The 22,973-nt window shown below is 61.1% G+C and carries 21 protein-coding genes; 8 read left to right on the top strand and 13 right to left on the bottom strand.

All coding sequences use genetic code 11. From position 1 onward, the window contains the following. Positions 1-68: 68 nt before the first annotated feature. Positions 69-1,073 carry a LacI family DNA-binding transcriptional regulator gene (locus tag BVU99_RS07555; RefSeq protein WP_021505897.1) on the top strand — a complete coding sequence of 335 codons (1,005 nt, stop codon included), beginning with the start codon at positions 69-71 and terminating at the stop codon, positions 1,071-1,073. 6 nt (positions 1,074-1,079) lie between these two features. Here the strand turns inward: BVU99_RS07555 and araD are convergent, their stop codons facing one another. The 10 genes from araD to BVU99_RS07505 form a co-directional block, all read right to left on the bottom strand. Then, complete coding sequence (araD, locus tag BVU99_RS07550) at positions 1,080-1,772, bottom strand: L-ribulose-5-phosphate 4-epimerase (RefSeq protein ID WP_033632583.1); 693 nt, start codon at positions 1,770-1,772, stop codon at positions 1,080-1,082. Further along, on the bottom strand, positions 1,766-2,635 hold the full coding sequence (locus BVU99_RS07545; protein ID WP_099817484.1) for an L-ribulose-5-phosphate 3-epimerase: 870 nt from the start codon (positions 2,633-2,635) through the stop codon (positions 1,766-1,768). The genes araD and BVU99_RS07545 overlap by 7 nt, the downstream gene beginning before the upstream one ends. Next, positions 2,622-4,109: an FGGY-family carbohydrate kinase gene (locus BVU99_RS07540; RefSeq protein ID WP_099817483.1), complete on the bottom strand. Its 1,488-nt coding sequence runs from the start codon at positions 4,107-4,109 to the stop codon at positions 2,622-2,624. Before BVU99_RS07540 ends, BVU99_RS07545 begins: the two co-directional genes overlap by 14 nt. A gap of 8 nt (positions 4,110-4,117) precedes the next feature. Further along, complete coding sequence (locus BVU99_RS07535; RefSeq protein ID WP_099817482.1) at positions 4,118-5,107, bottom strand: sugar ABC transporter permease; 990 nt, start codon at positions 5,105-5,107, stop codon at positions 4,118-4,120. Beyond that, on the bottom strand, positions 5,104-6,594 hold the full coding sequence (locus BVU99_RS07530) for a sugar ABC transporter ATP-binding protein (RefSeq protein WP_099817481.1): 1,491 nt from the start codon (positions 6,592-6,594) through the stop codon (positions 5,104-5,106). The genes BVU99_RS07535 and BVU99_RS07530 overlap by 4 nt, the downstream gene beginning before the upstream one ends. Before the next feature lie 54 nt (positions 6,595-6,648). Beyond that, on the bottom strand, positions 6,649-7,566 hold the full coding sequence (locus BVU99_RS07525; protein ID WP_015378502.1) for an ABC transporter substrate-binding protein: 918 nt from the start codon (positions 7,564-7,566) through the stop codon (positions 6,649-6,651). Between the two features lie 135 nt (positions 7,567-7,701). After that, a complete protein-coding gene (locus BVU99_RS07520) occupies positions 7,702-8,769 on the bottom strand; it encodes an erythritol/L-threitol dehydrogenase (protein WP_016927009.1) in 1,068 nt (355 codons plus the stop codon). A 354-nt stretch (positions 8,770-9,123) separates the two neighbouring features. Then, the gene (tmaR, locus tag BVU99_RS07515) at positions 9,124-9,441 is read right to left on the bottom strand and encodes a PTS system regulator TmaR (protein WP_004935612.1); all 318 of its coding nucleotides are present in this window, start codon (positions 9,439-9,441) and stop codon (positions 9,124-9,126) included. A 160-nt stretch (positions 9,442-9,601) separates the two neighbouring features. Continuing rightward, positions 9,602-10,669: an FUSC family protein gene (locus BVU99_RS07510; RefSeq protein ID WP_025303520.1), complete on the bottom strand. Its 1,068-nt coding sequence runs from the start codon at positions 10,667-10,669 to the stop codon at positions 9,602-9,604. Between the two features lie 94 nt (positions 10,670-10,763). Further along, complete coding sequence (locus BVU99_RS07505) at positions 10,764-11,531, bottom strand: N-acetylmuramoyl-L-alanine amidase (protein ID WP_025303521.1); 768 nt, start codon at positions 11,529-11,531, stop codon at positions 10,764-10,766. 176 nt (positions 11,532-11,707) lie between these two features. Between BVU99_RS07505 and BVU99_RS07500 the strand changes: the two genes are divergently transcribed. Next, the gene (locus BVU99_RS07500; RefSeq protein WP_033643785.1) at positions 11,708-12,454 is read left to right on the top strand and encodes a helix-turn-helix transcriptional regulator; all 747 of its coding nucleotides are present in this window, start codon (positions 11,708-11,710) and stop codon (positions 12,452-12,454) included. A 34-nt stretch (positions 12,455-12,488) separates the two neighbouring features. On the opposite strand, the gene BVU99_RS07495 is transcribed toward BVU99_RS07500, so the two are convergent. Next, positions 12,489-13,598 (bottom strand): SDR family oxidoreductase, encoded by a 1,110-nt coding sequence (locus BVU99_RS07495; protein ID WP_025303522.1) that lies wholly within the window; start codon positions 13,596-13,598, stop codon positions 12,489-12,491. 258 nt (positions 13,599-13,856) lie between these two features. On the opposite strand from BVU99_RS07495, the gene BVU99_RS07490 reads away from it, so the two are divergent. The 3 genes from BVU99_RS07490 to sbcB all read left to right on the top strand — a co-directional run bounded on the left by BVU99_RS07490 (position 13,857) and on the right by sbcB (position 15,824). After that, the gene (locus BVU99_RS07490) at positions 13,857-14,063 is read left to right on the top strand and encodes a hypothetical protein (protein ID WP_043136378.1); all 207 of its coding nucleotides are present in this window, start codon (positions 13,857-13,859) and stop codon (positions 14,061-14,063) included. Positions 14,064-14,117: 54 nt separating this feature from the next. Continuing rightward, positions 14,118-14,306, top strand: coding sequence for a DNA polymerase III subunit theta (locus tag BVU99_RS07485; protein WP_025303524.1), 189 nt, complete (start codon positions 14,118-14,120; stop codon positions 14,304-14,306). 90 nt (positions 14,307-14,396) lie between these two features. Next, the gene (sbcB, locus tag BVU99_RS07480; RefSeq protein WP_099817480.1) at positions 14,397-15,824 is read left to right on the top strand and encodes an exodeoxyribonuclease I; all 1,428 of its coding nucleotides are present in this window, start codon (positions 14,397-14,399) and stop codon (positions 15,822-15,824) included. 71 nt (positions 15,825-15,895) lie between these two features. Here the strand turns inward: sbcB and BVU99_RS07475 are convergent, their stop codons facing one another. Together BVU99_RS07475 and BVU99_RS07465 are read right to left on the bottom strand one after the other, a co-directional pair. Next, positions 15,896-17,263 (bottom strand): APC family permease, encoded by a 1,368-nt coding sequence (locus tag BVU99_RS07475; RefSeq protein ID WP_025303526.1) that lies wholly within the window; start codon positions 17,261-17,263, stop codon positions 15,896-15,898. Positions 17,264-17,798: 535 nt separating this feature from the next. Then, on the bottom strand, positions 17,799-19,217 hold the full coding sequence (locus BVU99_RS07465; RefSeq protein ID WP_025303527.1) for a glutamine synthetase family protein: 1,419 nt from the start codon (positions 19,215-19,217) through the stop codon (positions 17,799-17,801). Between the two features lie 395 nt (positions 19,218-19,612). Here BVU99_RS07465 and puuR point away from each other — a divergent pair, with 395 nt between their 5' ends. The 3 genes from puuR (at position 19,613) to BVU99_RS07450 (ending at position 22,829) form a co-directional block, all read left to right on the top strand. Further along, the gene (gene puuR / locus BVU99_RS07460) at positions 19,613-20,170 is read left to right on the top strand and encodes an HTH-type transcriptional regulator PuuR (RefSeq protein WP_025303528.1); all 558 of its coding nucleotides are present in this window, start codon (positions 19,613-19,615) and stop codon (positions 20,168-20,170) included. A gap of 155 nt (positions 20,171-20,325) precedes the next feature. Next, complete coding sequence (locus tag BVU99_RS07455; RefSeq protein WP_099817479.1) at positions 20,326-21,837, top strand: sugar ABC transporter ATP-binding protein; 1,512 nt, start codon at positions 20,326-20,328, stop codon at positions 21,835-21,837. Then, complete coding sequence (locus BVU99_RS07450) at positions 21,834-22,829, top strand: ABC transporter permease (RefSeq protein WP_099817478.1); 996 nt, start codon at positions 21,834-21,836, stop codon at positions 22,827-22,829. Before BVU99_RS07455 ends, BVU99_RS07450 begins: the two co-directional genes overlap by 4 nt. Positions 22,830-22,973 lie beyond the last annotated feature (144 nt).

Here is a 22,973-nt window from a genome sequence, read left to right as displayed (position 1 = left end):
ACCCTAGCACCGCCCCCGCCCTTTCCCTACAATAAGGGCTCTGTTGAGGCATAACGCAAGGAAAGACGGTGTCGAAAGCCAATCCCAATGCCACTATCGTGGATATCGCCCGCCGCGCCAGGGTGACCAATATCACCGTTTCCCGCGCCTTCAATAAGCCCGAGCTGGTCAAGCCGGAAACCCGCGAGCGCATTCACGCCATCGCCAAAGAGCTGAACTATGTGCCCAATGCGTTCGCGCAGGGGCTGAAAAGCAGCAGCAGCCAGATTATCGGCATCGTCACCAGCAGCATGTACAACCCGTTCTATTCCGGCCTGATCAAGACCGTGTCGCGCATTGCGCGCCAGCAGGGCTACCAGATCATGCTGTTCGACACCGACGGCAGCGAAGAGGCGGAAATGCGCGCCATTCAGGCGCTGTTCGGCTACAAGGCGCGCGGCATCCTGCTGTCGGCGGTGCGCGACGACAAGCGCTACCGCCCCGCCTATCTCGAGCTGGCCGAGGTGTACGGCGTGCCGCTGATCCTGATCGACCGCGATCTCTACGATCAGCAGCTGAGCGGCGTGTTCCTCGACAACCGCGAGATCGGCGTGCTGGCCGGGCGCTATCTGGCGGAACAGCCGGAGCAGAAGCTTTTGATTATCGGCGGCCCGGCGGATTCCGAAATTACGCTAACGCGCACCGCCGGCATCGTCGCGGCGCTGCAGGGCAGCGGGCGTGAGATTCACATCATCAACGGCGACTACGATTTCACCTCGCAGGAAAGCGAAGTGCGCGCCTATCTGGCGCAGCCGGAGAACCGCCCGGATTACATCATCGGCCTGAACGGCATCATCACGCTGGGCGCCATCGCCATTTGCCACGAGATGGGGCTTTATCAGCAGGTGAAGTTCTTCTCGATAGACGAACCGCCGCGCGCCGGCGCTTACGGCCTGCACATTCCGGGGGTGTATCACGATACGCAAAAACTGGGGGAGATCGCCGCGGAGCTGCTGTTCAGCGCCATTCACAGCCCGCGCGGCGAGCTGCCGGTGCGCAGAGAGTTCTTCACCGGCTCGCTGTTGAATCGCTGACGGGCGCTATTGCCCGTAGTAAGCGTGTTTGCCGTGCTTGCGCAGGAAATGTTTGTCCAATAGCTCCGGCTGCATCGGGGCGATGGCCGGCGCCAGCTGGCGCGTCGCCATCGCCATGATCGCCACCTCTTCCAGCACCACCGCGTTGTGCACCGCATCCGCCGCGTCCTTGCCCCAGGCGAACGGGCCGTGGGAATAGACCAATACTCCCGGCACCTGCTGCGGATCGCGCCCAGCCTGATTGAAGGTCTCGATGATCACCTTACCGGTTTCCCCCTCGTAATCGCCGGCGATTTCCGCCTCGCTCATCGGCCGGGTGCAGGGAATGTCGCCGTAAAAGTAGTCGGCGTGGGTGGTGCCCAGCGCCGGGATCGGCTGCCCGGCCTGCGCCCAGATGGTGGCATTGCGGCTGTGGGTGTGCACCACGCCGCCGATATCGGCGAAGGCGCGGTACAGCGCCAGGTGGGTGGCGGTGTCGGATGAAGGTTTGCGGTGCCCTTCGCGCACCTTGCCCTCCAGATCCACCACCACCAGATCCTCCAGCGTCATCGCCTCGTAGGCGATGCCCGAAGGCTTGATCACCACCAGCCCGCTCTGGCGGTCGATCGCCGAGACGTTTCCCCAGGTAAAGGTCACCAGCCCGTATGCCGGCAGGCTAAGGTTGGCGGCCAGCACCTGCCGCTTGAGTTCGTTCAGCATGCGATGCCTCCCTCATTCATCTGTTGTTCGATCCAGGCCTTGGCCTGGGCGATACGTTGCTTGTCCTGCCCGTCTTCGCGCGCCCACATCTCCAGCAGGTAGGGGCCGCGATAGCCGAGCGCGTTGAGCACGGAAAAGGCGTGGGCGAAATCCACGCAGCCTTCGCCGAACGGCACGTCGCGGAACTGCCCGGCGCTGCCCGGCCCCACCGCGACGGTGTCTTTGAGGTGCACGGCAGTGATGCTGCCGATGCCCAGCGCCAGCTCGGCGGCGACGTCGTTGCCCCAGGCGCTGAGGTTGCCGAGATCGGGATACACCGTGAACCACGGGCTGTTGACGTGGCGGGCGATGTCGCGCCATTTGCTGATGCTGTTGATGAACGGCGTGTCCATCACCTCCACCGACAGCATCACCTGCGCTCTGGCGGCCTGCGCCGCCGCCCACTGCATGCCCTCGATAAAGCGTTCGCGGCTGTGGCGATCGGCCGGTTCGTAATAGATGTCGTAACCCGCCAGTTGGATGTTGCGGATGCCGAGATCCGTCGCCAGTTCCAGCGCTTTGCTCATCAGCACCCGCGCCCGCTCGCGGGTGGCGGCGTCGGCGCTGCCGAACGGGTCGCGCCGGTGCGCCGACAGGCACAGGCTCGGCACCGTCACCCCGCTGTCGAGTCGCGCCTGGATAAACGCCAGCCGCTGGCGGCGATCCCAATCCAGCCGCTGCTGGCGCGCCGGCTGTTCGTCGATCGACATCTCTACGAACTCAAAGCCCAGCTCGGCGGCGGTGGCCAGCCGCTGCGGCCAGCTCAGATCGGCGGGCAGCGCCTTTTCATACAGCCCCAGACAGGCGGCGTTAGTCGTTTGCATCAGTCACCTCACTCAAAGCCTGAGCGACCGCCAGATAGCGCGCCTGCTGGGCGCGCAGGCGCCGGTGGGCGGCGGTCGCGGGATAATAACAGCGCAGCTTGGGCGGCGCGGCGGCGATCGCTTCGGCGAACCCGGCGTACTCCCCGGCGCCGACGGCGGCGCACAGAGCGGCGGCGCGGCAGCCGCTCTGGCGCGTTTCCACCACCTCGAGCGGCAGGTTGCCGGCGTCGGCGTACATCTGCATCCAGACCTCGGACTGCGTCGGCCCGCCGGTCATGCGCACCCGTTCGATGCGCGGGTTCAGCTGCACCATGCGCTCCTGATGGATCAGGTGCGAGAACACGATGCCCTGGTAGATCGCCTGCACCACGTCCGCCATCTCGTGGTGGGCGCTCAGGCCGATCAGCCCGCCCGGCGTGTTGCCGCCGAGGTTGGAGCCATACAGATAAGGCAGGAACAGCAGCCCGCTCGGCTGCTCGCGGCGCTCGGCCACCCAGGCGTTGAACTGGGCGTAGCGCTGCCGGTCGTCGGCGCAGAACTGGCGCAGGAACCAGGCCAGGTTGCCGGCCGAGGTCGGGCTGCCTTCGTGCACGAAATAGCGGCCGTCGATGCAGTAGCGCCCCCAGGCATAGGGGTAATCGGCGGGAATGATGCGCTCGGTCACGCAGGTGGCGATCGACCAGGTGCCCGCCACCGCGCTGAGCGTGCGATCGTCGGCCACGCCGGAGCTGAGCGCCGCGCCCACCACGTCGAACAGGCCGCCGTACACCGCAGTGCCCGTTCGCAGGCCGCACTGCGCCGCCGCAGAGGCCGTCACCCGCCCGGCCAGCTGCGCCGAGCCGATCGTTGGCGCGGTCTTCTCCTGCGCCTCTTCGATGCCGAAGGCCGCCATCAGCGCCGGATCGTAAGCGCCGCTGTGCTGGTTAAACAGGTTGCTGCCGGAGATGTTGGTCACCTCGGCCGCCGCCTCGCCGGTGAGGCGAAAGCGCAGGTAGTCGTGCGCCATCAGGATGCGATCGACAGCGGCGTACTGCGCCGGTTGCTGCTGCTTCAGCCAGCGCAGCAGCAGCGCCGGGTGGCTGGGCCACAGCGGCTGCAGGCTGCGCGGGTAGGTCTGCGCGTCCACGCCGGTGCGGCGCAGCTCAGCCGCCGTGGCCGCCGCGCGGTTGTCCGAAGAGAGGATGCCGTTGCCGACCGGTTTGCCGTGGCGGTCGATGGCGTACAGCCCTTTGCCGTGCGCCGAGAAACTGACGCCGCGCACCTGCCCGGCCGCCAGCCCCGCCGCGTGCAGCGTCTGGCGGATCGCCGCGCAAACGTCATCCCACAGCGCGTCCATATTGCGTTCGCTGAAGCCCGGCTGGGCGGCAATCACCGCGCCGTCGCGCTCGGCGATCGCCAGCTCTTCGCCGCTTGCCCGATACAGCCCAGCCTTGATCACCGTGCCGCCGACGTCTATGCCAAGAAAGACTGACATCGCGCCTCCTATTTGCGCCGCACAGAGCTGAGGTAGATGGCGGCCAGGATGATGCCGCCCTTCACCACGTTCTGGATATACGGCGACACGTTCATCAGATTGAGGCCGTTGTTGAGCACCCCGAGCATCATCGCCCCCACCAGCGTGCCGACGATGGCGCCGCGCCCGCCGGAGATCGCCGCCCCGCCCAGCACTACGGCGGCGATAGCGTCCAGCTCGAAGCCTTCGCCGGCGTTGGGCTGCCCGCTCATCAGGCGCGAGGTCAGCACCAGCCCGGCCAGCGCGGCGGTCAGGCCGCTGATCACGTACACCAGCATCTTGTAGCGCGGCACGCGGATGCCGCTCAGGCGCGCCGCCTCTTCGTTGCCACCCATCGCGTAGACGTAGCGGCCGAACGGCAGCTGGTTGAGCATCAGCCAGGCCAGCACGTACACGCCGAGCATGATCAGGATCGGCACCTGAATGCCCAGCACCGTGCCGCGGCCGAAGAACGAGAAGACGTCGGGCAGGCCGGAGATTGGGTAGCCGCCGGTATAGAGCAGCGCCAGGCCGCGGGCGATGCCCATCGACGCCAGGGTGACGATGATCGGCGGCATGCGCAGGTAGGCGATGCAGGCGCCGTTGGCCAGGCCGAACAGCGCGCCGACCGCCAGCGCCGCCACCATCGCCAGCGGAATGGGCACCGCCGCCAGCATCAGCCCGGCGGCGACCGAGCCGGCCAGCGCCATCACCGGCCCCACCGAGAGATCGATACCGCCGGTCAGGATGGCGCAGGTCATGCCCACCGCGATGATGGCGTTGATAGACACCTGGCGCGCCACGTTGGTCAGGTTGTTGACGCTGAGGAAGCTGTCGTTCAGCAGGCTCATCAATACGAACAAGACAGCGAAGCCGATAAACGGCAAGACCGCCGGGTGATGCAGCAGTTTTTCCCAGCGCTTGCCGAGGCCGGGGCCGGCGGCGCGGCGCGCCACGGCGGGTTGTTCAATTCCGATCATAGGGCACTCCCGGTCGCGTGAAGCATGATGTGGTTGGATTCGATGTCGTCGCCGGTCAGCTCGGCAACGATGTGGCCGCCGCGAAACACCAGCACGCGGTCGCACACGCCGATGATCTCCGGCAGTTCGGAGGAAATCATGATGATGGAGATGCCCTGCTGGGTCAGTTGCTGCATCAGCTGGTAGATCTCGGCCTTGGCGCCCACGTCAATGCCGCGCGTCGGTTCGTCAAAGATCAAGATGTTGCAGTCGTTGTTGAGCCAGCGGGCGATCACCACCTTCTGCTGGTTGCCGCCGCTCAGGGTGCTGACGGCGGTCTCGGCGTCCGGGGTTTTCACGCCCACGGCGCGGATCAGCCGCTGCACCACGTCGCGATCCTTGCGGGCGCTGACGAAGATCTTGCCGCGCCGGTGGTGCCGATTGAGGGTGATGTTCTGCGCCACCGAGAACGGCAGCACCAGGCCCTCGGTTTTGCGGCTCTCCGGCAGCAGGCCGATGCCCTGCGCCAGCGCCTGCGCCGGAGAGCGCAGCGCCGCCGGTTGGCCGCCGAGGCTGACGCGTTTGCGGTGGCAGCGGCTGGCACCGATCAGCGCCGAGACGGTCTCGGTGCGCCCGGAGCCCACCAGCCCGGCGAAGCCAAGGATCTCGCCCTTGTGCAGCCGGAAACGGTCGGTCGCGCCGTGCTTCTCGCGCTGGATCTCCGCCTCCAGCAGCACCGTCGCGGTATCGACCGGGTGCTGTTTCACCGGGAAAGCGTTTTCGATTTTGCGCCCGACCATCAGCCGCACCAGCTCTTCCACGTTGGTGTCGCCGGTGGCCAGCGTTTCGATGTAGGCGCCGTCGCGCAGCACGGTGATGCGATCGCAGATGGTGAAGATCTCGTCCAGGTGGTGCGAGATAAACACCATGCCGACACCCAGCAGCCGCAGATCGTTCATCACGCTGAACAGGTGCTCGGCCTCGCCCGGCGTCAGCGTGGCGGTCGGTTCGTCCAGCACCAGCACCCGCGCCTCCAGCGACAGCGCCTTGGCAATTTCAACGAACTGCTGCTGCGCTACGCTCAGCTGCTCCACCGGGCAATCGAGATCGATAGCCACCGTCAGCCGCTTGAAAATGGCCTCGGCCTTGCGCCGCATCGCACGCCGATCCAGCAGGCCCCAGCGGTTCCTGATCTCCCGGTTGAGGAAGATGTTGTCGATGGCGCTCATGTAGGGAATCAACGAGAATTCCTGAAAAATAATGCCGACCCCGGCCTCGATCGCCTGGCGATAGTTGTTAAAGCGGCGCTGCTCGCCGTCGATAAAAATATCGCCCTCGTCCGGCTGATAGATACCGCACATGATTTTCACCAGCGTCGATTTGCCGGCGCCGTTTTCGCCCAGCAGGGCGTGCACCTCGCCGCGTTGAATGGCCAAATCGATGCCGTCCAGCGCCTTCACGCCGGGAAAGCTCTTTTTTATTCGCTTCAGTTCCAGTAAAGGTGTCACCGCATTGCCCTCCGCGCCGAACGCCCCGCCGCAGCGGGGCGAACCCGGCCGCTGTTACCAGCTAAAGCCGGCCGCATTGCTGCGGTCGATCAGCTTCACTTTGACCGGCACGGTTTTCGGCACCGTGGCGCCCCAGTAGCGGGCCAGCGCAATGCCGAGCGCAATGCGCAGCTGGTCGCGCGGGAACTGCGCCGAAGTGGCGATGAACGGCGAGTTCGGCTTGAGGATCTCTTTGATGGCTTCCGGCTGGCCGTCGACGCTCACCAGCTTGACCTTGGCGCCGTTGCTTTCGATCGCCGCCAGGGCGCCGAGCGCGCCGACGTCGTTGACGCTGAAAATGCCCGCCAGATCCGGCGCCGACTGCAGCATGTTTTCGGTCACGGTCAGCGCGGTGTCACGCTCCTGCTTGCCGTTTTGCTTGGTGACGATCTTGATGTCGGGGTATTTTTTCATCGCCGCTTCAAAGCCGCGCACGCGCTCCAGGATCGGCACCACCGGGATGCCGTCGAGGATCGCCACCTTGCCTTTGCCGCCCAGCGCTTTCGCCAGGTACTCGCCCGCCTGGAAGCCGGCGTCGTAGTTTTCCGAGCCGACGAACGAATCCAGCGGCCCTTCCGCCTGCGCGTCGATTGCTACCACCACCGCGCCGGCCTTATGGGCGGAGATCACCGCCGACTGCACCCCCACCGAATCGGTCGGGTTGATCAGCAGGATATCCACCTTCTTCTGCAGCATGTCTTCCACGTCGCCGATCTGTTTGGCGACGTCATGGCGCGCATCGGCCACGTACACCTTGGCGCCGATATCCGCCGCCGCCTGATCCAGCGCCTGCTTCATGGTGACGAAGTAGTCGTTGTTCATTTCCTGGAACGACATACCGATAGTGATTTGCTTGGCCAGCGCCCCATGGCTGGCCGCCAACATTCCACCGGCGACGATAAAAGGCAGGGTCTTTTTGAATAATGAAAACATAGCCAATTCTCCTGTAGGGAAGCTTCTTGTTGTGGTTATCAGAGCAACAGCATGTCTTTACGTTTGGCCGACCGGCCGGCCCCCCATTGCGGATGGGCCGGCGATCGTGACTGCAACAGCGGTACGGCGGGAGGGTCAGGGAACCAGGATCACCTTGATGGAGTCGGTCGAGTCCGCCAGGGCGAAGGCTTCGTCCCAGTCGTTCAATGAATAGCTGTGGGTGACCACGCCGTTGGAAGTCACCAGCCCGCGCTCGAACAGATCGATGGCGATTTCGTAGCTGTAGGGCGCCAGGTGCGCGCCGCGAATGTCCAGCTCTTTGCGATCGCCGATGATGGACCAATCGACGGTGGTTTCCTTACCGAACACGCTGAACTCCACGAAGCGGCCCAGCTTGCGGATCATCTGCAACCCCTGGGTGACGCCGATCGGCGCGCCGGTGGCCTCGATGTACACGTCGCAGCCGTAGCCGCCGGTCAGCGATTTGACGATCTGGTCGGCGTCCTCCTTCAGCGGGTTGATCACCACGTCGGCGCCGAACTCCTTCGCCAGCGCCAGCCGCTCGTCGATGGCGTCGATCACGATCAGTTTCTTCGGCGTTTTCAGGCGCGCCACCTGCACCATGCACAGCCCCAGCGGCCCGGCGCCGGCCAGCACCACCACGTCGTCCAGCTGGATGTCGCCGCGCGCCACGGTGTGAATGGCGCAGGCCATCGGCTCAATCAGTACCGCGTCTTCATGGCTCAGGCTTTCCGGGATCTTGTGCACGATGGCGTTCTCGGAAAAACGCATGTACTCCGCCATGCCGCCCTCCGCCACGTCTTTTTGGAAGCCGTAAATGTTATGCGTCTCACACATCCAATAGCTGCCGGATTTGCAGTAGCGGCACTCCCAGCAAGGCACGATCTGCTCGGCGATCACCCGCTCGCCGATCCGGTATTTGCCTTCCGCGCCCTCGCCCAGCGCGGCGATGCGGCCGTAGAACTCATGCCCCGGCACCACCGGCGGTTTGACCCACGGGTTCTCCCCCCAAAACATCTGCGCGCCGTTCTTGCATTTGCAGTCGCCGGCGCAGATGCCGCAGCCTTCCACCTTGATCACCAGCTCGCGCGCCTTCGGCAGCGGCGTAGGCACCTGTTCGAAACGATAATCCTGCGGGCCGTGGCAAACGACCGCGCGCATTTTTTCCGGCAACTGGCTCATCTCTTCCTCCAATACACTCGTTAAACGCTTGAATTTTCTTAATGTTGACGTTGTCATTTTTATCCAACAAAAAACAAGTAACGAAACAACATGATAAATTTCAATGAATTAATCATCACACATCCCAGAAACTCAAAATGACAACGTGAACATTGATCGACATATAACCAAAGCTGCAAAAATAATTGTTTGAGCAAAATCACAGTTCGTTAACATTGCGGCTAAAAATGCTACAAATGCGGATCGCGATCCCATTTAAAGGATCGATGAGGATCGGGAGATGCTCGAAACGGCGGGAAGAAGATGATTGGCAGGAATGCGGGCCAGGCATCGCACCCGGCCCGATAAAGCGGGTTACTTCACTTCGCCCATCGCTTTCAGCTTTTTGGACAGCTCGCGGCGCTCTTTGGACAGATCGGCATTTTTGATGATGTAGTCATCAACGCGATCTTCGTAGTCGCTGCGCATGTTGGCGATGATGCCCTGAATGTCTTCAATGCTCATGCCGGGCTTGATGTACTCGCTCAGGTTGTCGAGCAGCAGCACGCGCTTCTGGTTATCACGAATTTTCTTTTCGTTGTCGACGATCTCGCGTTGCAGTTTGTTTTTGCGGCGGAACATACGCACAAACTCCAGCACGTCCTGGAAACTCGGCTTATTTGCATTATCCATCTTTATACCCTTGCTTTAGTAATACACAGATTCATTTGCTTACGGCCACATGGCACCAAGATACAGGTTTGTGGCGGTCCGGCACAACAGTGATTGCCTTATCTTACCCACTTTGCCCCGGCGGCCAAAACCCAAAGCGCCGCCTTCATGATCTGACCCCCTATTCACGCCCGGCGGCGGTACAAACCTGGAGCAGATCCCCCAACTCTTCCAACTGCTGCGCCAGCTCCATGCTGAGCCAAACGTAGCCGTAAATCGGCGCTTCGCCGTGCTGGCCGAGGCTGACCTCCTGCATCAGCGTTTTCAGCTCGCCGGCGATCTCCGCCAGCTGCCCCGCCACCGCCTGCCGCTGCGCCTGCGGCCCTTCGCGCATCAGCACCGCCAGCGATTCCAGCGAGCTCAGCGTCAGCAGTTGGGTACTGCGCAGCGTGCGCGCGTTCAACATGATGAAGTGCGTTTCGCGCGAGGCCCAGTAGGCGTCGGCCATCAGCTCCAGTGTACACACCAAATTGCGGCTGAGGGTTTGCACCGCCTCGAACACCGCTTTGGGGATGCGGGTTTCCTTGCTGGCGGGCACGATCAGGCTGCGCAGCTTCACCACCTGATTCAACAGATCCTTGAGCTGCGGCTCCAGCCGCGGCCGCTCAATGACGTTCGGCGAAAAATACGCGCCGTAGAGGCGGGCGGCGGTTTGCAGGCAGTCCGCCATTTGCATGCGCCACAGAATGTAGGCGCGCTGTGGGTAGATGCTGGTGAACAGCAGCGCCAGCAGCGAACCGAAGATCACGTCGCCGCTGCGCCACAGCGCGGTGTGCATGTCACCGGCGCCCGCGCCGCATACCACCGCCAGCGTGATCCCCACCAGCAGCGCCATATACGGCCGTTTGCCGAGCGTCAGGTAACCGCAGACGAACATCACCACGCCGCACCAAGCCAGCATCAGCGGCAGCGAATAGAGTTCCAGATACAGGGCGATCAGGCCGGACGCGGCGCCGAACACCGTGCCGGCAATGCGTTGCAGCGCCCGCTGCAGCACGTTGCCCCAAAACGAGATCGGCCCCATCACCACCACCAGGGTGATCAGCGGCCAGGTGCCTTCGGGCACCGCCAGCAGGCGGATCAGCAGAAAGGTCAGAATAAACGCCAGCCCGATGCGCACGCCGTGTACGATGCGGTAGTGGCGATAGGTCAGCAGTTCAAGGGAAGAGATTTTTCGATCGAGGCGCACAATGCCTCCGATAAAGACCAGCCAGGCCGCTATTTTAGCGGAGGAAGCCCGGCGAGGAAAAGGCGAATGAGGCGTCCCCCATTCGCGGTCAGGCTCAGGCGGCGTACTTGTCGACCAGCGCGCGCAGAACGGCGGCGGTTTCGACATCCATCACGCCGTCATACTTCTGCTGACGGAAGTGCAGCTGGAACGCGCGCACCAGCTGGCGATAGCCTTCTGCGGTGTTCGCCGCCGAGGTGTCGTAGCCATATTGGGCGAACAGTTTCAGCAAATCGGCCTGCGCCGGCAGGCCCTGGCTGCAGTATTCCTGCTGGCGCTGCTGCTTGGTCGCTTCGTCATACCAGGCGCCGACGCCGGCCTGATACAGCTGCTGCCACGGGAACTGCGGGCCCGGATCGCTCTTGCGGCCCGGCGCGATATCGGAGTGCGCCACCACGTTCACCGGCGAGATGTCCGGATAACGCTGCAGGATGTTCTGCGCCAGCTGGGTGACCGCCTCGATCTGCTGCGGATTGAACGGCGGGAAGGTGATGTTTCCACCGTCGCCGCTCGCCAGGTTAACGATCTCGATGCCGATCGAGGTGTCGTTGATATTGCTGCGGGTGCCCCACTGGCTGGTGCCGGCATGCCAGGCGCGCTCGTTCTCGTCCACCAGGTTGAAAATGCGCACGCCGCTAAAGCCGGCGGCCTGATAGGTGGCCTCAGTCGGATCCGGCACCAGATAGTGCGCGCTGACCGATTTTCCGGTCAACGACTTCACCGAGTCGGCGAAGTTTTGCGCCGTGTAGTGCAGCACCAGAAAACGCACGCGGTGGCCGAAGCTGGCGACCGATCGGTAGCTATTGTAATCAATCTTGTACATCGTAAAGTCCCTCTCTCGTTTGATTTCACTGAGCGGCCCCTCATCATGACAGGCCGCCCCGCACAGGTGAACCCTTGGCTCACCCTTTTTGTTTTAGCTAATTGCTAAATCATGCGCAAGTGTTTTTTAGCAAAATCGTTATTTACCTTTTTGCTAAAGAGTGCGATCATTGCACGATGGAAACTAAAGAAATCAGGCGCAACAATCTGCGCGAATTGATGGCCCGCTACGCCCGGCAAGGCGTCAACCAGAATGAATTCGCCACGCTGGTTGAGTCTTCCGCGCCAACGCTGAGCCAAATCATCGGGGAGAAATCCTCCCGCAATCTTGGCGACAATCTGGCCAGGCGGATCGAGGCCAAGCTGAATTTGCCCAAGGGCTGGTTCGACGTGTTTCATGAAAAGCAGCTGGTGCGCCCGTTTGACAACGTGGCGGCGGAGTCGGACTTCCAGCCCGCCCGTTTAAAACCGGTGGTATGGGAAGATACCGAACAGGACAAGGAAGAGTTTGTGGAGATCCCGCTGCTGGATATTGATTTTTCCGCCGGCGACGGCTGCTACGAAATCGTCGATCGCGAGGAGTTTTCGCTGATCTTCCGCCGTTACTATCTGCACAAGATGGGGGTGGCGGTCAACGCCGCGCGCATTATCCGCATCTCCGGCTCCAGCATGGAACCGCGTCTGCAGGATGGCGACGTGGTCGGCATCAACACCGACGACACGCGCATCCGCGAGGGCAAGACCTACGCCATCCGCCACGGCAATTTGCTGCGGGTGAAGGTGCTGATCGAGCAACCGGACGGCGGCGTCATCATCCGCTCCCTCAACCGTGAAGAGTACCAGGACGAGCATCTCAGCTATCAGCAGCGCAAGGAGCAACTGGTGGTGCTCGGCCGCGTCTTCTGGTCCTCTTCGTCCTGGTAGCAGAGCAACCTCGGGCGCCCGCTGCGCCCGGCGGTTATTTGAAGTCCACCACCATCTGCTGCTGGATAGACAACCCGCGAGTCGACTGCACGCAACCGGCGATGTAGTCGGTGAAGCGCGGCGGTTTCGGCATGCCCAGCTTGAGGATCTTCTCGTTGCTGAAACGCACGTTGAGCATGGCGAACGAGCCGTACAGGCGCATCGCCTTCAGCATCAGCCGCTCGTTGCACGGGCCGAAAATGTCTTTCAGCTGACGGCGCATTTTCACCAACGCGTCATACGTCACCTGCGCATACTCATCGCCCACCGGCGCTTTTTCCAGCGCTGCCGCCATGGCGCGGTCGATTTCGGCAAAGCTGACGCTGCGCTCTTCACCGGCGGAGATGTGATAAACGTCGTTCTCCAGCGTTTCGCTGTTCATCAGCATCACCAGCGCATCCGCACAGTAGTCCACCGGGATCACGTCGATATTGTCCTGCAGCGAGCACATAAACTTGCGCAGCATCAGCGCCATGCCAAACACCCAGAAAATGCTGCTGGAAGGCTGGCAGCCCAGGCGGGTGTGGCCCACGACAATCGACGGACGAGCGATGGTCAGCGGCATTTGCGGGCAGCGTTGGCGCATCAGCTGTTCGATGGTGGATTTGGAACGCGTATATTCCACCAGATGCTCGGCATCTTCCTCAAATTCGCCGCTCTCCGCCACCAGCGAACCCGGTTCCGGGGAACAGGACATGGCGGTACCAACATGCAGAAAGCGTTTTAATCCCGGCACCTGCGCCATTCTTTCGGCAAAGGCCAGGGTGCCTTCTACGTTTACCTTCCAAATGAGCGGGTTATTACCAAATGAAGCAACGGCCGCACAGTTAATAACGTGCGTGACATTGTTAATACGTGCGTCAGTTAAAAATTCGGCCGGCTCGGAAAGGTCGCCCAACAATATATTTTCTATCGTAATTTTAGACAGCAGATTCGCGTCGATATTAAACTTTTCCATATTCGTGCGAATACGGGCCAATCCTTGCTGCGCATCATCGGCGCGCACCAGTAAAAGATAATTAATGGACTGATTTTCAATCAATAATTTTTCAAGAACTGCACCACCGAGAAAGCCGGTAGCGCCGGTTAACAGTAGCGTTTTCATCATTGTCACCCACATTGGTATTGAATGTGGGAGATTGTATCTGCGGATATTTAAACAAATATTAAATAGAATTACGGCGCCCAGAATCACTTCTCTTAATATTATCTTAAGGAATCTTTTGAAACATCCATCGTGGCTTTAGTAACAAAAGAAGCGCGTAGATTGGATGATTAATCTCTGCCGTTTAAATACCATTGATGTAGTGCCTGATTTAATTTAACGGTCAATGTTATTTCTCTTCTCGTCCGTGGAGGACCTATGACCTATAACCAAAAAATCTGGTTGGGGGTTTTACTGCTGTGCACCCTGTTTTGGGGGGCGGTGATAAGCGGCGCCTGTTCGCTGTATAACCGGGCAGATCGCCTCAATGCGCACCAGGCGCAGAGCGAGTTCGCCGCGCGCCACAGTCTGGCCCCCAGCTCGAAGCAAAGCGCGCAGGCGTCCACCTCCCCTCGGAATGGGTAGGGACAAGACCCGCTAACGATCCTATTATACCCTAAGGTTAACAGGGAGATAACGATGGTTCGAAAGCTGGATAGCTTACCGCAGGCGCAACGCGAGAAAATAGAAGCCGATTTGCTGGCCATCAGCGTGATCTACAACGAGCGCTACGGCATCGCTTCGACCCAGGCGGAAACAGAACGACAGATCCCCGACCACCTGCTCCCCTACTTTCACCAGCGGCTGGATTTCTATCGCCGTGCGTAATTGCGCGCATTTCGCTAACCGCCGCTTGGCATCGCTCCCTACGCCGTTACAATAGAGGCATATTGTATCCGCCACTGAAGAGACGCGATTTTGAGCAGCAAGGCACCGGCCACATTTTATATCCACGATTACGAGACCTTCGGCAAGAGCCCGTCGCTGGACCGCCCGGCGCAGTTCGCCGGCGTGCGCACCGATATGGATTTCAACATTATCGAAGAGCCGCTGGTCATCTACTGCGCCCCGGCCGATGACTACCTGCCGGAACCCGAGGCGGTGATGATCACCGGCATCACGCCGCAGGTGGCGCGTGCCAAAGGGGTTAACGAGGCCGAGTTCACCCGCCAAATCCATCAGGCCTTCAGCGTGGCCGGCACCTGCATTCTCGGTTACAACAACATCCGCTTCGATGACGAAGTGAGCCGCAATATCTTCTATCGCAACTTCTACGATCCCTACGCCTACAGCTGGCAAAACGGCAACTCGCGCTGGGATCTGCTGGATGTGATGCGCGCCTGCTACGCTCTGCGCCCGGACGGCATCGTTTGGCCGGAAAACGAAGACGGTTTCCCCAGCTTCCGCCTGGAACATCTGACGCGCGCCAACGGCGTCGAGCACTCGCAGGCTCACGACGCGATGTCGGACGTTTACGCCACCATCGCCATGGCCAAGCTGGTCAAACAGGCACAGCCGCGGCTGTTCGATTTCCTGCTGCAGCACCGCAACAAGCACAAGCTGAACGCCCTGATCGACGTCGCCGACATGACGCCGTTGGTGCACGTCTCCGGCATGTTCGGCGCGGCGCGCGGCAATACCAGCTGGGTGTCGCCGCTGGCCTGGCACCCGGACAACAAGAACGCGGTGATCATGTGCGATCTGGCCGGCGACATGACGCCGCTGTTGACGCTGAGCGCCGAGCAGCTGCGTGAACGGCTGTATACCCGCCGTGACGATCTGGCGCCGGATCAGGCACCGGTGCCGATCAAGCTGGTGCACATCAACAAATGCCCGGTGCTGGCGCCGGCCAAAACCCTGCTGCCGGAGAATGCCGAGCGGCTGGGCATCGATCGTCAGGCGTGTCTGCAAAATCTGCAGCTGCTGAAACAGCATCCGGAAGTGCGCGAGAAAGTGGTCGCGCTGTTCGCCGAAGCCGAGCCGTTCAAAGGCGCCGACGACGTCGACGCCCGCTTGTACGACGGTTTCTTCAGCGACGCCGACAAGGCGGCGATGAGGATTATCCAGCAGACCAAACCGCAGAACCTGCCGGCGCTGGATCTGGCCTTCAGCGACGGCCGCATGAAAGAGCTGCTGTTCCGCTTCCGCGCGCGCAACTACCCGAATACGCTGGACGACGCCGAGCAGCGTCGCTGGCTGCAACACCGCCAGGAAGCGCTCAGCGCAGAGCGCGTGCAGAGTTACCTGCTGCAGCTCGAATCGCTGTATAACCTGCACGAAGGCGACAAAGAGAAAACCGCCCTGTTGAAAGCGCTGTTCGATTACGGCAAAGAGTTGGTGGGATAAACCCCGCAGCAAGCAGAAAAGGAAAAGGCCGCGAAAGCGGCCTTTTTTGTGGCTGAGGAGACGGCTCGCGCTTAGGCGGCGTCTTCGCTCGCTTGCGGCACCGGCAGACGGAAGCTGCGGGTGACGAAGGCCAGGTAGATCAAACCGATGGCCGCCCAAACCAGGCCCAGCGTCATCGAGCTGGCTTCCAGGTTGATCCACAGCGCGCCGACGGTCAGTGCGCCCATCACCGGCAGGATCAGGTAGTTAAATGTGTCCTTCACGGTGCGGTTCATCTTGTCGCGAATATAGAACTGCGAGATCACCGACAGGTTAACGAAGGTGAAGGCCACCAGCGCACCGAAGTTGATCAGCGCGGTCGCGGTCACCAGGTCAAACGACACCGCGGACAACGCGATGGCGCCTACCAGCAGCACGTTCAGCGCCGGGGTACGCCACTTCGGATGCACATAGCCGAAGAAGCGAGTCGGGAACACGCCGTCGCGGCCCATCACGTACATCAGACGCGAAACGCCCGCGTGCGCCGCCATGCCCGACGCCAATACCGTCACGCAGGAGAACACCAGGATCACCGACTGGAAGAACTTGCCCGCCACGTACAGCATGATTTCAGGCTGTGAGGCGTCCGGATCCTTGAAGCGCGAGATGTCCGGGAAGTACAGCTGCACGAAGTAAGACACCACGATAAAGATGATGCCGCCGATCAGCGCCGTCAGGAAGATGGCTTTCGGGATCACTTTTTCCGCGTCTTTGGTCTCTTCGGACAGCGAGCTGATGCCGTCGAAGCCCAGGAACGAGAAGCACAGGATGGTCGCGCCGGTAATCATCGGCACCACGTGGGCGTTATCGGACCAGAACGGGCGGCTGCTGACCAGCGTACCAGCGCCTTCGCCGTGGTAAATGCCGTTGATCACCAGGCCGAGGAACACGATCATGATCGCCACCTGCACCACCACGATGATGGAGTTCAGGTTAGCCACCAGCTTGATGCCGCGCAGGTTGAAAATCGTCATCAAGCCGACCAGCACCGCCACGAAGATCCAGGACGGTACGCCCGGGAAGATCGCTTCCAGGTAAATCTTGGCCAGCAAAATGTTGATCATCGGCATGAACAGGTAGTCCAGCAGCGATGACCAGCCCACCATAAAGCCGACGTGCGGGCTGATGGCTTTCTGGGCGTAGGTGTAGGCGGAACCGGCGGAAGGGAATTTCTTCACCAGCTTGCCATAGCTCAGGGCGGTAAACAGGATCGCCAGCAGAGCGAAGGCGTACGCGGTCGCGACGTGACCATCGGTCAAACCGGATACGATGCCGAAGGTATCGAAAATGGTCATTGGCTGCAGGTAAGCCAAGCCCATCATCACTACCGGAACTAATGTCAGGGTTTTACGCAGCTGAGTGCGCTGAGCCGGAGCGGCGTTGATGGTGTTATCGGACATTGTTCAGCCCCCCCTTACCTTGAGCCTTGCGGATGGCGGACACGCCAAGACTTAAGGTTGCGGGGAAACTTCGCAACGAGCGACTTAATTCTAAAAGAAGGGGGTTGTAAGCTGGATAACGGGTCGAGGTAACCTCGGCTGCTCCATAGTCGCTGCGGCCACAGCGGAAACCGGCGGGCACCGGCGCTAAAGTGAAAAATTGCCCCATCTTTCTAATCCTCATGAGTCACGACCATAAAGTTTTGTTTGATCGTGCACGAAACTATTTATCTATCCGGATCGGTGTCCGGCCTCGCTTGGTGTATGAAACGCTACGTTGGTAAAACATAATGCAAAAAAAATAACCGACGCTTTCAAAACGTCGGCTATCTGCATTTGAGATATTTTGCACCAGAATGCCTCCGAATGACAAGATCCGGAAACCCTCAAATACAAATTCTTTTTGTCGATCGCACGGAAAACCAGCCCGGCAGGCGAATTATTCCGCTGCCGGCAGGCCAGTCACCCGCACATACCTCTTACTTTATACGCCCATTCAGGCATTTTTCAACATCCAGTCGATCTCGGTTTCCGTCACCCGCCGTTCAAACTGCAGCAGTTCGTCGGTCTTGCAGGCGTGATACACCTGGGTGAAACGCTCGCCCAGATAGTGCGTCAGCGCGTGCTGATGTTCAAACTCGTACAGCGCGTCGCTCTGGCGGATCGGCAGCGGCAGCCCTTCCTGCTCCAGCCCGTTGCCGGTCACCGGCTCAGGCAACGGCAGTAGGTTGTCCAGCCCGTACAGCATGCCGGCCAGGATCGCCGCCATCACCAGATAAGGATTGGCATCGGCGCCGGCCACGCGGTACTCCACCCGGTGGTTCTCCGGTTCGCCGCAGGGAATGCGCAGCGCCACGGTGCGGTTGTTGTGGCCCCAGGCGGCCTGGATCGGCACATACATCCCCGGCTGGAAGCGCCGGTAGGCGTTGACGTTCGGCGCCAGCAGCGCCATCGACGCCGGCATCAGGGTGATCATCCCGGCCAATGCCTGTTTCAAGAGCGGCGAATCCTCGCCTTCGGCGTCGGCAAACAGGTTGTTGCCCGCACTATCCTGCATGCTGACATGCACGTGCATGCCGCTGCCGGCGTAATCCTCATAGGGTTTGGCCATAAAGGTGGCGTGCATGTCGTGGTTCTCGGCGACCAGCCGCACCAGCCGCTTCAGCGCCAGCGCGTGGTCGCAGGCCAGCAGGATGTCGTCGGTATGACGCAGGTTGACCTCGAACTGCCCCGGCGACGCCTCCGCCACCGCGCCGTCCGCCGGCAGCCCCTGCAGCTTCGCCAGCGCGTCGATATCGTTCAGCACCTCGGCGAAATGGTTCAGGTTATCGACGGAGTACACCTGGCTTTGGGTGTTGCGTTCCTGAGTGCCGGGCGCACACGGCGGCTGCAGATCGCCTTCCGCGTCGCGCAGCCTATCGATGAGATAAAACTCCAGCTCTACCGCTGCCACCGGAAACAAACCGCGCTGTCGCAGCGCCTGCCACACGCGGTTCAGCACATTGCGGGGTTCAACGTCAAAGGGAGTGCCATCTTCATCCAACATGGTGAGCAGCACCTGGCCGATGTGCTCCGGATCGGCGGCTGACGGCGTCAGCGAACCGGGCACCGGCAGGCAAATGCGGTCCGGTTCGCCGAGCTCCTGCCCAAGGCCGGTCTCCTCCACCACGTTGCCAAGGATGTCCATGGCGAACACCGACGCGGGGAAGTAGCTGCCTTTTTCCAGTTTTTTTAACCCAGAGACGGGTATGCGTTTGCCGCGGAAGGAACCATTAAGATCGGTGAGAAGGATATCGACATACTGCGTGGCGGGATGGCGTTCCAAATAATGAGCAACCTCATTTTGGAACGCGCTACTTCGCCTCTCTTCATGATGCTGTGCAAAATGTTCAACTGCTGCGCTATTGGTTTGCATACGTCACCCGCCATTATGCTATGAAGGCGCGTTGGCGCCCGTCCACCGTTCGATTCAACACATGATTGGATTTCTCGTCAGGCCGCGCCGCTGCCGGGCGCTCAAAATAACATCCACAATATGAAACATAGTATTAACAGAATGGGTTTGCAAATGTTACAATCCTGTTTGATTATTCGCCATCGGCTGCTAAATTGATAAAATATTGACCGAAAAGGCCTTACTGCCATTTTCACGTCAACTATTTTGTCCAACGCACCAAGAGTGAACATGGGCAATATATTTTCCAAACCCACCCTAACTACCGATATCATGCAGTATCGTTATCGACCAGACAGGCACCCGATAGCGATCTTCATTTCTGCCTGTCGCCCTTACCAGAAGGAAGTACCGCTATGAGCGAAGTCAGCTTGGCACCGGGCAAACGCCTGTCGCAGATCCGTCAGCAATTGGGTTTGTCACAGCGCCGGGTCGCCGAACTGTCCGGGTTAACCCACAGTGCGATCAGCACCATCGAACAGGACAAGGTCAGCCCGGCCATCAGCACGCTGCAAAAGCTGCTGAAGGTGTATGGCCTGTCGCTGTCTGAATTCTTTGCCGAACCGGAAGCCGCCGACGAACCGCGCGTGGTGATCGACGCCGAAGATCTGATTGAGATCGGCAGCCAGGGGGTGTCGATGAAGCTGGTGCACAACGGCAGCCCGACGCGCAACCTGGCGATGATGCTGGAAACCTACCAGCCCGGCACCACCACCGGTGAAAAGATCAAGCACCAGGGCGAAGAGATAGGCACCCTGCTGGAGGGCGAGATCGTGCTGACCATCAACGGCCAGAGCTACTGCCTGACCGCCGGCCAGAGTTACGCCATCAACACCGGCATCCCACACAGCTTCAGCAATACTTCGGCGCGCATCTGCCGCATCGTCAGCGCACATACCCCCACCACCTTCTGACCGCTTATCGCTCCGGCGCAGCCTGACAGGGTTGCGCCCCCTGCCTCTCGACGTTTTTCATCGTCGTTATGCCATTTTGTTGGTTGCCAACGGCGCAATCTGTGTTACAACAGAGCAAAACAGCCATCTAAACATCTAAACGGCCTTACTACCCTATGTCAACCGCAACGCCTTCACGCCTCGAGATGCGCAATATCTCGATCGCCTTCGCCGGCTTCAACGCGCTGCAGGACGTGGACTTCACGCTGCAGGGCGGTTCAATCCATGCGCTGGTCGGCGCCAACGGCGCGGGCAAGTCGACGCTGATGGCGATCCTCTCCGGCGCCCACGATCACTACCGCGGCGAGATCCTGATCGACGGCCGGGCAGTGGAAATTCATTCCCCGCTGCAGGCGCGCCGCCACGGCATCCACGTGGTACAGCAAGAGGTCGACGTCGCGCTGATCCCCACGCTGTCGGTGGCGGAGAACATCATGCTGGACTGGCTGAACGAGCCGGGCCACTGGCTGAACTGGGCGGAGCTGCACCGCCGCGCCGCGCAGCTGCTGCAGCAATGGGCGCTGCCGCTCAACCCGCGCAGACGCCTGGCGGACTGCACGCTGGCGGAAAAACAGCAGGTGCTGCTGGCGCGCGCGCTGTCGCACCGCTGCCGTTTTTTGGTGCTCGATGAACCGACCGCGCCGCTCGATCGCGCCGAGAGCAAGCGCCTGTTCAACGTGGTGTGCCGCCTGCAATCCGAAGGCATCGGCATCGTGTTCATTTCTCACCGCATCCACGAACTGAGCGACATTTGCGATCGGCTGACGGTGCTGCGCGACGGGCGGCGCGTCAGCGAAGACGCCATGCGCGGGCTGAGCGGCGAACAGATCGTCGAGAAAATGCTCGGCCATCGGCTGGACGACATTTTCCCGCCGCCGCGCCCGCCGCACGCTGGGCGTAAGCTGCTGCAGGTGGAGGGCTTGCGCGATCGCCATAAGCTGCGCGACGTTTCGCTGCGGCTGCATGAAGGAGAGATCCTCGGCATCGCCGGGCTGGCCGGAGCGGGCAAAACCGAACTGTGCAAGGCATTGTTCGGCGCCAGCACCGTGCAGCTCGAGCGCGGCGAACTGCGCGGGCAGCCCTGGGCGCCACGCGCGCCGCACCTGTCGGTCGAACAAGGATTGGCGCTGGTGCCGGAAGAGCGCCGCAAAGAGGGCATTTTCATCGATGAGGCGATCCCGATGAACCTGAGCGTCAGCGCCGACGACAGCTTCTCACGCTGGAGCCTGTTCAGCCGGCGGCAAGAGCTGCGCTGGGCGCGCGAGATCATGCAGCGTCTGAACATTCGCGCCTCCGGCCCGCAACAGCGGCTGGCGCGCCTGTCCGGCGGCAATCAGCAAAAAGTGGCGATCGGCAAGTGGCTGCGCGGCAACGCCGAGGTGCTGATCTTCGATGAGCCGACCAAGGGCGTGGACATCAAGGCCAAGCAGGAGCTGTTCAGCCTGATCGACGGCCTGGCTCACGCCGGCAAAGGCGTGATTTACGCCTCGGGCGAGTTCGCCGAGCTGATTGGCCTGTGCGATCGCATCTGCGTGCTGTGGGACGGCCGCATCGTGGCGGAGTTGAATGCCGCCGACATCGACGAAGAAGCCTTATTGCTCTATTCCACCGGAGGAACCCCTGCGTGAGTAAAGAATTTGCCTTGCGGCCTGCGCTGCCCTGGCGCCAACAGCTGTTTGATTTCCTCTACAAGTGGGGCATGCTGCTGACCGTCGCGGCGCTGATCGCCCTGTTTGGCCTGGCGTCGGACAACTTTCTCGATGCCAACAACATCATCAATATCCTGCGTTCGATCGCCATCGTGACGGTGATCGCCATCGGCGTCTCTATCTCGCTGTCGGTCGGCGGTTTCGATCTGTCGGTCGGCTCGACCGCCTCGCTGGCCAACGCGCTGGTGATTTCACTGTTCGTCTGGCACGGGTTCGGCACCACCGGCGCCATCGTGGTGACGCTGCTGCTGTGCACGCTGGTCGGCCTGTTCAACGCCCTGCTGATCGTGGTGCTCAAAATCCCCGACATGCTGGCGACGCTGGCCAGCCTGTTCGTGATCCAGGGCGTGGCGATGACCTACAGCTACGGCGGCTCCATCACCCAAAACATGGTGCTGCCGAATGGCGACATGGCGGAAGGCCTGATCCCAGAGGTGTTTTCCGCCCTCGGCCAGGTGCCGGTGATCGTGCTGATCATGTTGGCGGTCACCGTGGCGGTACAGCTGTTCCTCTCGTTGACCAAGCACGGCCGCCGGATGTACGCCATCGGCGGCAACCCCGAGGCTGCGCGTCTGTCGGGTATCCGCACCGTACGTTACAGGGTTGCCGCTTACGTCATTTCTTCCTGGCTGGCGGCGCTTGGCGGCATCTTGCTGGCGTCACGTATCGGCTCTTCGCAGGTCAATGCCGGCGGCGGCTATCTGATGGACGCGGTGGCGGCGGCCTATATCGGTTTCTCGCTGGCGGGCTCCGGCAAACCCAATGCGCTCGGCACCCTGATCGGCGCAGTGATCCTCGGCGTGCTGCAAAACGGCCTGGTGATGCTGTCGGTGCCCTACTACGCCATGGATATTATCAAAGGCCTGGTGCTGGCGCTGGCGCTGGCCATCACCTACATCCAGAAACGCTGATCCTCCCCGGCGCACGCCCGCTGCGCCGCTTTTCCCTTTAATTCATCCGGTTACCCTTTCCCGTCAGTAGAACAAGCATACAAATGATATGAATTATCATTATCGTTTACATTCAGTAAAAAATCCTTACAATACCCTCACGCA

This window comes from Serratia sp. OLAL2 (genome assembly GCF_002752475.1).
In the GTDB taxonomy this organism is placed as follows: domain Bacteria; phylum Pseudomonadota; class Gammaproteobacteria; order Enterobacterales; family Enterobacteriaceae; genus Serratia; species Serratia bockelmannii.
Note: the sequence above shows the minus strand (reverse complement) of the source record. Positions and strands in the feature narration are given on the sequence as shown.